Source organism: Pedobacter sp. AK013 (genome assembly GCF_014205835.1).
Classification (GTDB): Bacteria; Bacteroidota; Bacteroidia; order Sphingobacteriales; family Sphingobacteriaceae; genus Pedobacter.
Genome location: NZ_JACHCQ010000002.1, coordinates 69,499 through 84,089, shown reverse-complemented (window position 1 = coordinate 84,089; position 14,591 = coordinate 69,499). Strand labels below are relative to the sequence as shown.

The 14,591-nt window shown below is 37.6% G+C and carries 16 protein-coding genes; 10 read left to right on the top strand and 6 right to left on the bottom strand.

Annotation, left to right across the window (positions count from 1 at the left end; all coding sequences use genetic code 11):
* Positions 1 to 47 precede the first annotated feature (47 nt).
* Positions 48 to 2,264 (bottom strand): radical SAM protein, encoded by a 2,217-nt coding sequence (locus HDC90_RS01645; protein WP_184463213.1) that lies wholly within the window; start codon positions 2,262 to 2,264, stop codon positions 48 to 50.
* 180 nt (positions 2,265 to 2,444) lie between these two features.
* On the opposite strand from HDC90_RS01645, the gene HDC90_RS01640 reads away from it, so the two are divergent.
* Positions 2,445 to 3,161 (top strand): hypothetical protein, encoded by a 717-nt coding sequence (locus tag HDC90_RS01640; RefSeq protein WP_184463205.1) that lies wholly within the window; start codon positions 2,445 to 2,447, stop codon positions 3,159 to 3,161.
* Between the two features lie 323 nt (positions 3,162 to 3,484).
* Here the strand turns inward: HDC90_RS01640 and HDC90_RS01635 are convergent, their stop codons facing one another.
* Complete coding sequence (locus HDC90_RS01635) at positions 3,485 to 4,675, bottom strand: NAD(P)/FAD-dependent oxidoreductase (protein WP_184463203.1); 1,191 nt, start codon at positions 4,673 to 4,675, stop codon at positions 3,485 to 3,487.
* Positions 4,676 to 4,729: 54 nt separating this feature from the next.
* Between HDC90_RS01635 and HDC90_RS01630 the strand changes: the two genes are divergently transcribed.
* Entirely contained in the window at positions 4,730 to 5,869 is a 1,140-nt protein-coding gene (locus HDC90_RS01630; RefSeq protein WP_184463201.1) for a 5-(carboxyamino)imidazole ribonucleotide synthase, read from the top strand.
* Between the two features lie 60 nt (positions 5,870 to 5,929).
* Complete coding sequence (gene purE, locus HDC90_RS01625; RefSeq protein WP_184463199.1) at positions 5,930 to 6,436, top strand: 5-(carboxyamino)imidazole ribonucleotide mutase; 507 nt, start codon at positions 5,930 to 5,932, stop codon at positions 6,434 to 6,436.
* Between the two features lie 157 nt (positions 6,437 to 6,593).
* Here the strand turns inward: purE and HDC90_RS01620 are convergent, their stop codons facing one another.
* The 3 genes from HDC90_RS01620 to HDC90_RS01610 all read right to left on the bottom strand — a co-directional run bounded on the left by HDC90_RS01620 (position 6,594) and on the right by HDC90_RS01610 (position 8,125).
* Complete coding sequence (locus tag HDC90_RS01620; protein ID WP_184463197.1) at positions 6,594 to 6,794, bottom strand: helix-turn-helix transcriptional regulator; 201 nt, start codon at positions 6,792 to 6,794, stop codon at positions 6,594 to 6,596.
* An 8-nt stretch (positions 6,795 to 6,802) separates the two neighbouring features.
* Positions 6,803 to 7,450, bottom strand: a complete 648-nt coding sequence (locus HDC90_RS01615; protein ID WP_184463194.1) for a DUF2975 domain-containing protein — start codon at positions 7,448 to 7,450, stop codon at positions 6,803 to 6,805.
* 111 nt (positions 7,451 to 7,561) lie between these two features.
* The gene (locus HDC90_RS01610; RefSeq protein ID WP_184463192.1) at positions 7,562 to 8,125 is read right to left on the bottom strand and encodes a YqgE/AlgH family protein; all 564 of its coding nucleotides are present in this window, start codon (positions 8,123 to 8,125) and stop codon (positions 7,562 to 7,564) included.
* A 46-nt stretch (positions 8,126 to 8,171) separates the two neighbouring features.
* On the opposite strand from HDC90_RS01610, the gene pdxH reads away from it, so the two are divergent.
* The 4 genes from pdxH to HDC90_RS01590 all read left to right on the top strand — a co-directional run bounded on the left by pdxH (position 8,172) and on the right by HDC90_RS01590 (position 12,618).
* Positions 8,172 to 8,822 (top strand): pyridoxamine 5'-phosphate oxidase, encoded by a 651-nt coding sequence (pdxH, locus tag HDC90_RS01605; RefSeq protein WP_184463190.1) that lies wholly within the window; start codon positions 8,172 to 8,174, stop codon positions 8,820 to 8,822.
* Between the two features lie 102 nt (positions 8,823 to 8,924).
* A complete protein-coding gene (locus HDC90_RS01600) occupies positions 8,925 to 9,818 on the top strand; it encodes a 3-hydroxyacyl-CoA dehydrogenase family protein (RefSeq protein ID WP_184463188.1) in 894 nt (297 codons plus the stop codon).
* Between the two features lie 31 nt (positions 9,819 to 9,849).
* Entirely contained in the window at positions 9,850 to 10,872 is a 1,023-nt protein-coding gene (ruvB, locus tag HDC90_RS01595; protein ID WP_184463186.1) for a Holliday junction branch migration DNA helicase RuvB, read from the top strand.
* Between the two features lie 237 nt (positions 10,873 to 11,109).
* Complete coding sequence (locus HDC90_RS01590) at positions 11,110 to 12,618, top strand: bifunctional GNAT family N-acetyltransferase/carbon-nitrogen hydrolase family protein (RefSeq protein WP_184463184.1); 1,509 nt, start codon at positions 11,110 to 11,112, stop codon at positions 12,616 to 12,618.
* A 62-nt stretch (positions 12,619 to 12,680) separates the two neighbouring features.
* Here HDC90_RS01590 and HDC90_RS01585 read toward each other — a convergent pair whose 3' ends face one another.
* Complete coding sequence (locus HDC90_RS01585; protein ID WP_184463182.1) at positions 12,681 to 12,887, bottom strand: hypothetical protein; 207 nt, start codon at positions 12,885 to 12,887, stop codon at positions 12,681 to 12,683.
* 127 nt (positions 12,888 to 13,014) lie between these two features.
* On the opposite strand from HDC90_RS01585, the gene queG reads away from it, so the two are divergent.
* The 3 genes from queG to HDC90_RS25645 are packed head-to-tail and all read left to right on the top strand — an operon-like array spanning position 13,015 to position 14,567.
* A complete protein-coding gene (gene queG / locus HDC90_RS01580; protein ID WP_184463588.1) occupies positions 13,015 to 13,950 on the top strand; it encodes a tRNA epoxyqueuosine(34) reductase QueG in 936 nt (311 codons plus the stop codon).
* A 27-nt stretch (positions 13,951 to 13,977) separates the two neighbouring features.
* Positions 13,978 to 14,181, top strand: coding sequence for a DUF2281 domain-containing protein (locus HDC90_RS01575; RefSeq protein WP_184463180.1), 204 nt, complete (start codon positions 13,978 to 13,980; stop codon positions 14,179 to 14,181).
* Positions 14,181 to 14,567, top strand: coding sequence for a type II toxin-antitoxin system VapC family toxin (locus HDC90_RS25645; RefSeq protein WP_184463178.1), 387 nt, complete (start codon positions 14,181 to 14,183; stop codon positions 14,565 to 14,567). Before HDC90_RS01575 ends, HDC90_RS25645 begins: the two co-directional genes overlap by 1 nt.
* Positions 14,568 to 14,591 lie beyond the last annotated feature (24 nt).

The window sequence follows — 14,591 nt, the reverse complement described above, 5'->3', positions numbered from 1 at the left end:
CATTAATTGAACCTACGTTTACACTCGTTAGAATGAACTTAAGCAGCCTATAAAACCAAAAGGCCATATTCCCTAAGCGTGTTGATCGGTTTAGAATACCAGAAAAGCTCAAAGTTATCCAATTCTGTCTCAAAATCGGCCTTAATCTCTTGAAAAGTATATACTCTTTCAGTTGAGATCGAAATTTTATTTAAGATGGATGTTAACCATTCACCTTCTTTTTTGTTCGTTTGAACGGTAACAGTTTCTTTTTTATCGTAAAAAGTAAGTGAAGCCATTTCCCGGGTGTTTCCTTTTTTCGATTTGGTAAAATAATCGGTTGATGGTTTCCCCCCTATCCAAACTACTTTTGCTGTTGGTTTGGTATTAAAATGATCCGTATCATTTAAAGCCTTCTCAATAAAATCTGCAGGAATTTTAGTCCGCGGGATCTTAAAATCGAACCAATCCTGCAGTTCGTAATCAAAACAGATACCGTGCATAAAATTGAAAAGAGATTTTTTCAACCCATAGCTGAATTTATTGTGGTCTATCCCGGTTTTATCGGTATAATTAATATCGTTATTGGCAAAAGTCCCAATCGCTTCGGTTTCTTTAACCACTCCAAATTTTTCTGGATACATGCCTACAGGGCTATGTGCGGTCATCGCAAACTGGTGCCAAAAGCCAGATTGTAATATCCCAACTTCAAACAGCTGGCGCACCATCTCTAAACTATCAACCGTTTCTTGTACCGTTTGAGTAGGATAACCATACATTAAATAAGCATGCACCATAATCCCCGCTTCGGTAAAGTTACGGGTAACCTTTGCTACTTGTTCTACCGTTACACCTTTATCAATCAGTTTCAATAAACGGTCAGATGCCACTTCCAATCCACCTGAAACCGCAATACAGCCCGACGCCTTTAACAACAAACATAAATCCTGCGTAAAGCTTTTCTCAAACCGGATATTTGTCCACCAGGTAACCGCCAGTTTCCTTCTGATAATTTCAAGGGCCACTTCACGCATTAACGCTGGTGGTGCTGCCTCATCTACAAAATGGAATCCATTTTGTCCGGTTTTAGCGTATAAATCCTCAATGCGGTCAACAATCAATTTAGCAGCAACAGGCTCGTAAACTTTAATATAATCCAGTGAAATATCACAGAAAGTACACTTGCCCCAATAACAACCATGTGCCATGGTGAGTTTGTTCCAACGCCCATCGCTCCACATGCGGTGCATCGGGTTAACAATTTCGATTACCGAAATATATTTATCTAAAAGCAATCCTGTATAATCTGGTGTGCCTATATCAGCTTGTTTATAATCATTTCTGAAAGCATCGTTACGGTAAACTACTTTGCCATTTTCAAACAGAAAAGTCCTTTTATAAAAGTGGGCCTCTGCCGGAATGGGGTGTGTAATATTATGGTATAACAATTCGATCGGTAACTCACCATCATCCAAAGTGATATAATCGAAAAATTCAAAAACACGTGCATCTGATAAAGATCTTAATTCAGTATTTGGAAAACCACCGCCCATCGAAATTTTGATTTCGGGGTGATTGGCTTTTATCCACTGTGCACAGCGGAAAGCACTGTATAGATTACCCGGAAAAGGAACCGAAATCAGGAACAATTTAGGTTGAACTATTTCTATTTTCTCTTTTAAAACTGAGATTAGTATCTGATCAATATAAGTGGGTTCTTTTGATAAGGCAGCATATAACTCGTCAAAAGAATTTGCACTTCTGCCTAAACGTTCGGCATAACGGCTAAAGCCAAAATTTTCATCAACACATTCTACTATGTAATCAGATATGTCTTCAAGATAAAGTGTAGCCAGATGTTTTGCTTTATCCTGTGTACCCATAGCGCCAAAGGCCCAGTCTAGTTCCTCTAACTGCGAAAAACGTGATGCTTGCGGAAGAAAGTCGTTGCTACAAATCTGTAAAGCCAAAGTTGGGTTCTTGCCCTGCAAAAATGCAATTACGGCATCAATTGTTTTTAGATATTCATCCTGTAGCGCAAAAATACGTTTGGAATTTTCACTTTTAGACTTTTGATTGTCTACACTTTGACTCCGTTCGGTGTAACAAAATAAATTTTGTAATCCTTTTTTAGAGAACAATTCCAAAATTACTTCAATGCCTAAATCTGCTTGTGTTGTACTAATTTTTTTGGTATTCAAAAAACCTTTTATATACGCTGTTGCTGGATATGGGGTATTCAGTTGGGTAAACGGTGGCGTAATGGCAAATATTTCGGTTTTCAAAAGGAATTGTTTTTCTGCAAAAGTACGGGATTTTTTATACAGTCGTTACCCTGAATTTATTTCACGGTTTATAAGATACTCAAATGAATTCAGCACAACGAATCTATTGGCATACGATTCAATTAAACTAAAAGCCGAAACCAAACGTTTTAATCATAAATCAACACGTTTTCTACCTGAATGAAAGTTTTTTGTCTTTACATCCTGATGCTCTGTGCGCAAATATGCTTTGCGCAAAAAACATTTATTTTCCCCAAAATTAAAGCACAAGGATCTTCTGTTGAACAACTTACCCCTGCCAATTGGACGGTTATAGACCAGGTTTATGGCGATTTAAACAACGACGCCTCAGACGATTTAGCCGTAGTTTTTGAGTATAATAAAACAATAGATGAAACGCGTGTATATGGTGATAATAATAGCGATATTATAAAAGAAACGCAGAAACCAAGAATCTTAGCCATTTTTTTTAAAGATAAACCATCAGGAAGTTATTATTTATCTACACAGAATAACGATTTCATTTTACGTTCTGAAGAAGGTGGAAAGTTGGGAGATCCATTACAGCAGATTGCAATTAAAGATCAACAACTTTATCTCCGTTTCCAGGGTGGTTCTGAATGGCGTTGGGAATTAGGTTATACCTTTAAATTCGAAAATAAAGACTGGTTTTTAACCAGTGCAATCAATCTTTATTACAACCAAAATAATGGTGATATGACCGAAAGGGTTTATGATTTTAAAACCCGAGAATTATTTACTACTGTTGGCAATCTGCACAGAAGAGATATTGCAAACCACAAAACAAGTGAAGTTTTGTATTTTTCGCAATTGAGGACTTTTAAAACATTTAAAAAACCCTGGGCCTGGGAAATTATGCCAAATGTTTATTTGTAGAGGACTAAACCTCGCAGGTTTTCAAAACCTGCGAGGTTTATTTTAGCTCGCCCCTAAAAACCACTGTTTTAGGTTAAATAAACCTGATAAAGTGGAAAGCCCGGAGCGAGGAACGAGTGAGGACTTGGAACGATAGCAGGGCTGCAAATCCGAAGTATTACAGCGCTCATTTCCAAAACGATATAGACTACCTGAGTCACCTGAGGACGTCTAAGTAGGGCGACTTACAAAACTATCAGGTTTCATCGGCCTTATTGACGGCTACGCCGTTAAAAAAATGAGCGGCCTGGATAGCCCATGAAATAAATTGAGGGTGACGGAGATTACAAATTCTGCGCAATTACAAAACCACTGGCCCAGGCCCATTGAAAATTATAGCCTCCCAGCCAACCGGTAACATCTAAACATTCGCCACCAAAAAACAGATTGGGTATTTTTTTACATTCGAGGGTTTTAGAAGAAATTTCGTTCGTATCTATTCCGCCACGCATTACTTCGGCTTTATCATAACCTTTATCGCCCGCAGGTTTAACTTTAAAGTGATGGATCGTTTGTTCAATTAAATAAATCTCTGATTTTGTTAGGGCTGCAACAGGCTTATTTAAAGGCAAAAACTTACCTAATGCATCGGTAAACTTCTTGGTATAAATCCTGTTTAATAACGTTGACAGTAAAGTTTTACCATTATTTTTTCTTTCAACATCTAATAACAAAACAATATCCTGGTGTGGCAACAGATTGAGATTAACAGTTTCTCCTCTCCTCCAAAAAGAAGAAATCTGCAAAATAGCGGGGCCGCTTAATCCCCAATGCGTAAAGAGTATATTTTCTTCAAACGAAATTTCGTCGTTGCTTACTTCACAAAAAACAGCATTCCCCGAAAGCTGTGCAAACCATTCTTCATCCTTTCCGGTAATGGTTAACGGAACCAGGGCGGGTGCAGTTTCAATAATTTTTAAGTTATGTTTCCTCGCAAAGCGTAAGGCAAAATCGGTAGCGCCCATTTTTGGAATGGGTAAGCCTCCCGTTGCAATCACCAACTTTTGAGCAGTTAGAACAATTGTTTTCCCGTTTTTCTCATAACTTACTTTAAAGGCTTCAGGTAATATTTCAATATCTTTTACATCGGCATTACACCTAATTTCCTGTCCCAAATCTTCGCAGATGGAAGTAAAAACCTGAACAACATCTTTTGCATTTTTATCATCTGGAAATAATTGGCCTAAAGTTTTTTCTTTTCCTGTTATGCCATATGTTTCAAAAAAGCCAATTGTATCGTCAACCGTCCACTGATTGAAAGCAGATTTAATAAAATGCGGGTTAGCAGATATAAATTGCTCAGCTGATGCGAATTGGTTGGTGTAATTGCAGCGACCGCCTCCGGAAATTAAAATTTTAGCACCAGGTTTTTCGTTTTTCTCGAGCACAATTACTTTCTTACCCAGATAGCCTGCCTGCACAGCACACATCAATCCGCAAGCACCTGCTCCAATAATTATTGCATCAGCATTCATCAATAAAATTTATTATGGTTACTTTTGCACAAAAGTAGCATTATTTTCAAGCGCATGGCAAAACAGATTAGCGAATTAAAATTAGGTATTTTAGGTGGTGGACAATTGGGCAGGATGCTCATTCAACAAGCAATCAATTACAATGTAACTACATTAGTTTTAGACCCAGATCCCGATGCTCCCTGCAAACACATTTCTAATTACTTCGAAAATGGCTCGATTACAGATTTTGACACCGTTTACAGCTTCGGGAAGAAAGCCGATATCATTACCATTGAAATTGAAAAAGTAAATATCGATGCGCTTGAACAACTCGAAAAAGAAGGTAAAAAAGTGTTTCCGCAATCGAGGGTAATCCGTTTAATCCAAGATAAAGGTATACAGAAACAGTTTTTTAAAGAAAACGATATACCAACCGCTCCTTTCCAGATTGTAAATACGAAGGAAGATATGGAAAACAGTAATTTCCCTTTTCCATATATTTTAAAACTGCGAAAAGATGGTTATGATGGCAAAGGGGTAATGAAAATCAACAGTGCTGCCGATCTGGACAAAGCTTTCGATGCGCCTTGCATTATTGAGAAACTGGTCGATTTTGAAAAAGAAGTTGCAGTAATTATTGCCCGTAACGCCAATGGTGATATGAAAACTTTCCCGATGGTAGAAATGGAATTCAATCCGGAAGCTAATCTAGTAGAATTTCTGATTTCACCATCAACTTTTGCAGAAAGCTTACAACAAAAAGCCGAAAACATTGCCAAGAATATAGCTTCTGGAATGAATATCACCGGAATTTTGGCGGTTGAGATGTTTGTTTGCAAAGATGGAGAATTATTGGTTAACGAAGTTGCTCCCCGCCCACACAATAGCGGTCACCAAACCATTGAGGGCAATTATGTTTCTCAGTTCGAACAACATTTACGTGCTATTTATAATTTACCACTTGGCGATACTAGCAGCATTACCAACGCCATTATGATCAATCTTCTTGGCGAAAAAGGTTTTGAAGGTGTAGCTAAATATGAAAATCTGGAGAAAATATTAGCCATCGATGGTGTTTATGTTCATTTATACGGTAAAAAATACACTAAACCTTTCCGCAAGATGGGGCATGTAACCATTGTTGATATCGACAGGGAAAAAGCCATTGAAAAAGCACGCTTTGTACAAAAAACATTAAAGGTAATTGCTTAAGCTTAATTGAATCTATAGTTAAGCGTAAAATTTAAAGAAGTTAAAAAGAAATAAATAGATATGAGTCAAGGAAATTCAAATTCGGCATTAGTTGGAATTATAATGGGTAGCAAATCAGATCTACCTGTAATGCAAGATGCGGCTGATGTATTAAAAGAATTTGGAATAAACTACGAAATTACGGTTGTTTCTGCCCACAGAACACCAGAACGTATGTTCAATTATGCTAAAGAAGCGCAAGGCCGTGGCCTAAAGGTAATTATTGCCGGTGCAGGTGGCGCTGCCCATTTACCGGGAATGGTAGCTTCTATTACCACACTACCAGTAATTGGTGTTCCGGTTAAATCATCAAACTCTATTGATGGCTGGGATAGTATTTTATCGATCTTACAAATGCCGAACGGCATCCCGGTGGCCACAGTAGCATTAAACGCAGCTAAAAATGCAGGTCTATTAGCCACTCAGATTTTAGCCACTGCTGATGATTCTTTAACAGTTAAAATGCAGGCTTACAAAGATGAACTGAAAAGGAAAGTTGAAGAAAGCGCTGATAGTTTGCAACCCTAAGTCTGGAGTCTTTAGTCTATAAAGAAGAAAATTTTATTATAAAATATGTTTTCTTAAAAGTTTGTCTCGTTGAACCAGTCGAAACGCCTTAGATAGTATTAAAGTAGCCTTTCGACGGGTTCAGGATGACAATTCATACTTATAACATCGCCCTTTTTTATTCCATATCTATAATATCGCCAGGTTTGCATTCTAAAACTTTGCAAATTGCTTCCAGTGTATCAAACCTCACGCCTTTTGCCTTTCCAGTTTTTAGTATGGAAAGGTTTACAATCGTTAACCCAACTCTCTCTGAGAGCTCAGTTAACGACATCTTTCGTTTAGCTAGCATGATATCTAAATTAATAATAATGGGCATAACTGGGATTATACAAATGATTCGTTTTCTTGTTTGATATCAATACCCACTTTAAAGGCAAGGCCGAAGGCTAATATTACCAAGCCTATAATCGTTTCCGAAGCAATAATACCTTCTCCATTACTTAAAGCATATTTAGAATCATTTAAATGCAGCTGATCAATACAAGAAACAAATAGCTCTTGAGAAAACCACCTTACAATTGGCAAACATATTAGCAATAAACTCCCCCATATTATAATCGATGCATTTTTTGCAGTAAATACGTTGTCCTTTGTTAGCGATTGGAAAAACATTTTTATCAGAATTATAATTACCCCAATAACTAACCACTGAATAACAATTGAAAACTGAAACAATAGAGCTGGTAAGGAAAATAATTGATCATAGGTCCTAAATCTTAAACTAACCAAAGCCTTATCAGTTTTTTGTATCACAACAGTATCGTTAAACCAAGATTTTAAAGGATCTTCAGCAACTTTATTTGTAAAATAATTGAGTTTAACATTATATACTTCGTAACTTTTAATTGCCTTACTATTTACTGGTGAAGACGAAGTAAAAAGTTGTTGCAGCAAGAATATAACATAAAAAGCCAGCACTATGGTAGCCAATCTATTTAGGTTTTTAATCACCTTGCTTTCTGAGAGTTTCATCATCAATTCATTTAAGTATGAAACAAATATAAAAAATATTTAAAATAAAACAATAAATATTTATCGTTTTATTTTAAATAAATTAGTTTAATTAAAACTGTTGTTAACTGATCAGTTCAAGCTCGGATCTGCAGGAAAATTACTGATATGTGCATACTTTGGGCCTAAGTTTACGATTACATCCCGCCAAAGTTTTTCATCATCATTACTAAAAATGAGATCAGGATTAAAGATATCACTCACCATCCAGGCATTCTGCTCTATTTCGCGATCGAGCTGTCCATGATCCCAGCCCGAGTAACCCATAAAAAATTTCACTTCATCCTGGCTTATGGCGTTTGTATTTAACAGGATTTTAAGTGTTTCGAAATTTCCTCCCCAATACAATCCATTTCCAATAGATTCGCCACTCTGCAATTTATCATAACATCTATGGATAAAATGCAAGGTATCTGCAGCAACGGGGCCACCAAAATAAATGTAATTTTTTGCATCCCACAAATCCTGGATCACGTCGTTCAGAATAAGGTTTCCTACCTGGTTAAGGATATAACCTACAGTTCCATCATCACCGTGTTCGGTTAGTAGCACAACAGATCTTTTAAAATTCGGATCGGCCATAAATGGTTCTGAGATAAGCAAGCGGCCAGTTTTTGGTTTTATATTGTTCAGCATGATGATAATCATTTGTTACACCATAAAAGATGTCTATTTTTGTTAAATGCAAGTTACAAATGAATTTCTACAAAACCTGCGCCAAGATTATAAAAGCGCTTCGCTAGACGAATCTGACGTTGATCAAGATCCAATCATCCAATTTAAAAACTGGTTTCAACATGCAGTTGATGCTCAAATATACGAACCCAATGTAATGACTTTGGCTACGGCAGATAAAGCTGGCCGACCAAATGCCCGCATTGTTTTACTTAAAGGCGTTGATACAGATGGATTTAGATTCTTTACGAATTATCTTAGTGCAAAAGGGAAAGAGCTGAAACGAAACCCATATGCAGCGTTAGTATTTTTCTGGCCTGAATTGGAAAGACAGGTTAGAATAGAGGGAATAGTAGAAAAACTGGATAAAGAGACTTCTGAGGAATATTTCAATACCAGACCTATTGACAGTCAGATTGGAGCAGTAGCCTCTCCACAGAGTCAGGTTATTCCAAACAGGGCATTTCTGGAAGAGAAAGTAGAAGAATTAAAAGCCAAAAGTGCCAATAAAAGTATAGCTAAACCTGCACACTGGGGTGGCTATATTGTAAAACCTACACGGATAGAATTTTGGCAAGGAAGAAGTAGCCGATTGCACGACAGGATAAATTTCGAAAAAGTTAAGGGAACCTGGACCAAAACCAGGTTGGCGCCATAAGGTGTTTATGAAAATAATAGAGTATCAGCTATACAGCAAGATCTTTATTTTAACTTAATCGTTTATTAGTAAATTCTCCTTTTTAATTTCTTAAACTTAAAAATGAAACAAATCGCAGTTATAGGATCTGGCACCATGGGAAATGGTATAGCCCATACTTTTGCACAATTCAATTATAAAGTCAATCTGATCGATATCAATCAGTCAGCTTTAGATAAGGCCATACAAACCATTACCAAAAACTTAGACAGACAGGTCGCCAAAGGAACCTTAACAGACGATCAGAAAGCGGCTACTCTTAACAACATTACCACATATACTTCAATAAAGGATGGTGTTAAAAGTTCCGATCTAATTGTAGAAGCCGCTACCGAAAATTTAGACTTAAAATTGAAGATTTTTAAGGATTTAGATGAGTATGCACCTGAACATGCTATTCTCGCTTCTAATACCTCATCTATTTCGATTACGCAGATTGCTGCTGTAACCGGGAGAGGTGATAAAGTAATCGGGATGCACTTTATGAACCCTGTTCCGGTAATGAAGCTGGTAGAGGTAATAAGAGGTTATGCCACCAGTGATGAAACAACCAGTACCATTATGTTGCTGTCTCAAAGTTTGGAGAAAGTTCCGGTTGAGGTAAATGATTATCCGGGTTTTGTGGCTAATCGCATTTTGATGCCTATGATTAATGAAGCCATTTATACGTTATACGAAGGCGTTGCGGGTGTCCATGAAATCGATACGGTAATGAAACTTGGAATGGCACACCCGATGGGTCCCCTGCAATTAGCTGATTTTATTGGCCTGGATGTTTGTTTGGCAATATTAAAAGTATTGCACGATGGTTTTGGAAATCCTAAATACGCGCCATGTCCATTATTGGTAAACATGGTGGCGGCAGAAAAAAAAGGTGCTAAAACTGGCGAAGGTTTTTATAAATATACGGCGGGATCAAAAGACCTTATAGTTTCTGATAAATTTAAAAAATCCTAATTTTTTTAGCATTTAATTTTATATTTGCTGTATGAATGAGCACTTGGACCCTGAAGCAAGCAACCTAAACCCTACCGATCGCGATATTGAAAGGGTTTTAAGGCCACAGGCTTTTGAAGATTTTACAGGACAGGAAAAAGTGATGGAAAACCTGAAGATTTTTGTTCAGGCAGCAAAACTCCGTGGCGAGGCTTTAGATCACGTTCTTTTACATGGCCCTCCTGGATTAGGCAAAACCACACTTTCTCATATTATTGCCAATGAAATGGCCACTGGTATTAAAGTAACCTCTGGTCCGGTATTAGATAAACCTGGCGATTTGGCCGGCTTATTAACTGGCCTGGATGAAGGCGATATTCTTTTTATTGATGAGATCCATCGCTTATCTCCTCTTGTGGAGGAATACCTATATTCTGCCATGGAAGATTTTAAAATCGATATTATGCTCGAAACTGGTCCAAATGCCCGTTCGGTACAAATATCACTTAATCCTTTTACCTTGGTGGGCGCTACTACACGTTCGGGTTTGTTAACAGCCCCCTTAAGGGCCCGCTTCGGAATTAATGCCCGTTTGGCTTACTACGATGCTAAACTACTTACTACAATTGTGCTACGTTCTTCTGATATACTAAAAACGCCTATAAGTGATGAAGGTGCTTATGAAATTGCCCGCCGTAGCCGCGGTACACCCCGTATAGCCAACGCACTTTTACGCAGAACAAGAGATTTCGCACAGATTAAAGGAAATGGAAATATCGATACAGAAATAGCCCGCTATGCCTTAGATGCGTTAAATGTAGATGAGCATGGTTTAGATGAGATGGATAATAGGATACTGCTTACCATTATCGACAAATTTAAGGGTGGTCCGGTAGGCTTAAAAACCATTGCAACAGCTGTTGGAGAAGATGAAGGGACTATTGAAGAGGTTTATGAACCATTTTTAATCCAAGAAGGATATATTATGCGCACTTCACGTGGAAGGGAAGTTACCGAAGCAGCGTATAAACATTTAAAGAAAAATTTTCCGGGGCAAACCGGAAAGTTGTTTTAATAACCTTACAAACCCATTAAGACCCTGAGATAAATTACCTTCGGTGAGCTCGCTTAAGGCTCGGTTTACTGCATAGCTTTCCGATGCGCTACAAGTCAGGGTGACGCCAATCTAGTAACTATTGCATCAGATCAAACGTTCCGTCCTCCTGAACTTGTTTCAGGATCTTCATAGAAATATGCAATCAATCGGAACATTTAAGGCTCTTTTGTGTTCATTAAATACAAATCAAACCGTATGAATATTGAATTACGTAAACTAACGCTCGAAGATTACGCCGATCTTAAAGAATCCATGTTACAGGCCTACGACAGTATGGGCGGTTCCATCTGGCCAAAATCAAGTATCGCCAAACTTTTAAATATTTTTCCCGAGGGACAACTTTGCATTGCAGTTGACGATAAAGTTGTGGCCTGCTCACTTTCAATTATTGTAAATTATGATGAGTACGGAGACCGGCACACCTATAAATTGATTACTGGCGACTATTCTTTTACCACACATGATCCCAACGGAGATACGCTTTATGGTATAGAAATTTTCGTGCATCCCGATTTCCGTGGTTTACGCTTGGGCAGAAGATTATACGAAGCACGCAAAGAACTTTGCGAAAGCCTCAACCTCAAAAGCATTATTGCTGGCGGAAGAATCCCTGGTTATCATCAATATGCAGAGCAGTTGAGCCCGAGACAGTATATAGATAAGGTAAAAGCAAAAGAGATTTACGACCCTACGCTTACCTTTCAGATTTCGAATGATTTTCACGTCAGAAAAGTATTAAAGAATTATTTACCAGGCGATAAAGAATCGAAAGAATATGCCACCTTAATTGAGTGGAATAATATTTATTACCAGGGTATTGATGCTTCTGCCCGCTCGGCAATGACCATCCGTTTAGGTTTGGTGCAATGGGAAATGCGTTTATTCCCCAATATGGACGCATTTTATGAGCAGGTAGAGTTTTTTGTTGATGCGCTAAGTGGTTATAAATCAGATTTCGTGATGTTCCCTGAACTATTTAACACGCCCTTACTGCAACCGTACAATCACCTGCCAGAAATTGAGGCTATGCGCAAGCTTGCTGAAAAAACACAAGAGATTGTGCAAAAAATGCATGAATATTCGTTGAGCTACAATACAAACATTATTACCGGCAGTATGCCACTCATTGAAGATGGCAAACTTTACAATGCTACTTACCTTTGTCACCGTACCGGCAAAATAGATGAGTATAGGAAAATCCATATTACCCCAAATGAACAAAAATATTACGGTATGATTGGCGGCGATAAAGTGCAGGTTTTCGATACCGATTGCGGTAAAGTAGGCATTTTGATTTGTTATGATGTAGAATTCCCTGAATTAAGCCGCATTTATGCCGAGCAGGGTATGCAGATCCTATTTGTACCATTTCTAACCGATACGCAAAATGGTTATACACGCGTTCGTCATTGCGCGCAAGCAAGGGCTATAGAAAACGAATGCTACGTAGCTATTGCAGGCTGTGTAGGCAATTTACCCAAAGTAAATAATATGGATATCCAGTTTGCGCAGTCGGCAGTTTTTACCCCGTCCGATTTTGCCTTTCCAACCAATGCGATTAAAGCAGAGGCAACGCCAAATACCGAGATGGTATTGGTAGTAGATGTTGATCTGCATTTATTAGACGAACTGCATCATTATGGAACGGTAAAGGTGCTAAAAGACAGGCGGAAAGATCTTTACCAGGTTAAACTTTTAAAATAAATACCTATAAAAAAATGCCGGTCAAATTAATGTACCGGCATTTCATTTCAATCTAAAGCTAATTATTTTCTCATCACAAACCATATTATCAGACCAATAATTACAGCTAGGGGTAGTACCCATTTCAAGGCTTGTCCACCTCCGTTTTCGTCTTTTTCTGTAACCGCTGGTTTTGCTGGTCCCGGATCTGCTTTATGACTCTCATAATCTTTTTCAATCGGTTTCGGAGCTGCTCCTGATTCCGTATGTTGTGGATCTATATTTTCCATTGCTAATGCTCTCCCTCCTGGTGTTACTTCAATAATAAAGGATGAACCCTAATTAATTTAGTTTTTGTATTTAGAACAAGTGATTAATGAAAATGTTTTAAATCTTAAGCCTTATCTTTGCCAATCGGTGTACAATAATGAAGCAAAATATAGCCAGCTGATCAAAGATGAAGCCATGCGTTTGGGTTTCATGGCATGTGGTATTGCTAAAGCTGAATTTCTTGAAGAGGAAGCGCCCAGACTGGAAAATTGGCTCAACCAAAACCGTCATGGCGAAATGAAATACATGGAAAATTATTTTGATAAACGCCTAGATCCCAGATTATTGGTTGATGGCGCTAAATCGGTAATCTCCTTGTCGCTAAATTATTATACCGAAGAAAAACAATCAGACCCCAATGCACCGAAAATCTCTAAATATGCTTACGGACAGGATTACCATACTGTAATTAAAGAGAAACTGAAGGAGCTTACGCATTTTATAGAAGAGAACATCGGAGAAGTTTCTGGAAGAGCATTCGTAGATTCTGCTCCTGTTTTAGACCGTGCCTGGGCAAAAAAATCAGGAATTGGCTGGATTGGTAAAAATTCTAACTTGATCAGTAAAACCGATGGTTCTTTTTTCTTTCTTGCTGAATTAATTGTTGATCTGGAGCTGGATTATGACCATCCCTACCAGGCCGATTACTGTGGAACTTGCACCCGTTGTTTAGATGCCTGTCCTACTGATGCCATTATTGCACCACAAGTTGTTGATGGAACGAAATGTATCTCTTATCTCACCATTGAACTCAAAAATGAAATCCCAAATGAGTTTAAAGATAAAATGAGCAATTGGATGTTCGGCTGCGATATCTGTCAGGATGTTTGTCCTTGGAACCGTTTCTCTAAAGCCCACAATGAGGAAGCTTTTAAACCAGAGAATGGGTTACTGGATTTGAATGCAAAAGACCTGACCGAAATTACGGATGATGTTTTTAAAAAGGTTTTTAAGGGCTCGGCAGTTAAGCGCACTAAATTTACGGGATTGAAAAGAAATATCGATTTTTTGAAGCCTGAATAATCATAAATCTTTATTATATTTGATATTATGACTGACATTCAATTATATACAAAATTGGCAGACTTACCTACCGGACTAAAAAAAAGAGTATCAGATTATATTGATTCTTTAATGGCGAAAGAGAAATCGGTTGATAAATCCAAAAAGAGGGTACCTGGTTTAGGCAAAGGTCTAATTAGCATAAAGGATAATTTTAACGATCCTATTGAAGGATTTGAAGATTATCTATAATGAATCTTTTACTTGACACACATATTATAATCTGGTTTATCACTAATGATGATAAACTTTCAAAAAAAATCAAGGATCTTATTGAAGATTCAAAAAACAAGTGTTTTGTTAGTATAGCTAGTTATTGGGAATTATCTATTAAATATACGCTAGGGAGATTGAATTTAAATTCAACAATTGAGGAAATATTTAGTATCATAGAAAAAAGTGGATTTGACATATTACCTATTACACTGAATCATATCATCCAACTTTCAAAGCTAGAACATTCCCATAATGATCCTTTTGATAGGTTGATGATATCCCAGTCAATTATTGAAAAGCTTTACATGGTAAGCAATGATAATTATTTTCCAGCCTACAAAATACAACTCATTAATAAATAAGATGTTATACTGGATCATTCATAA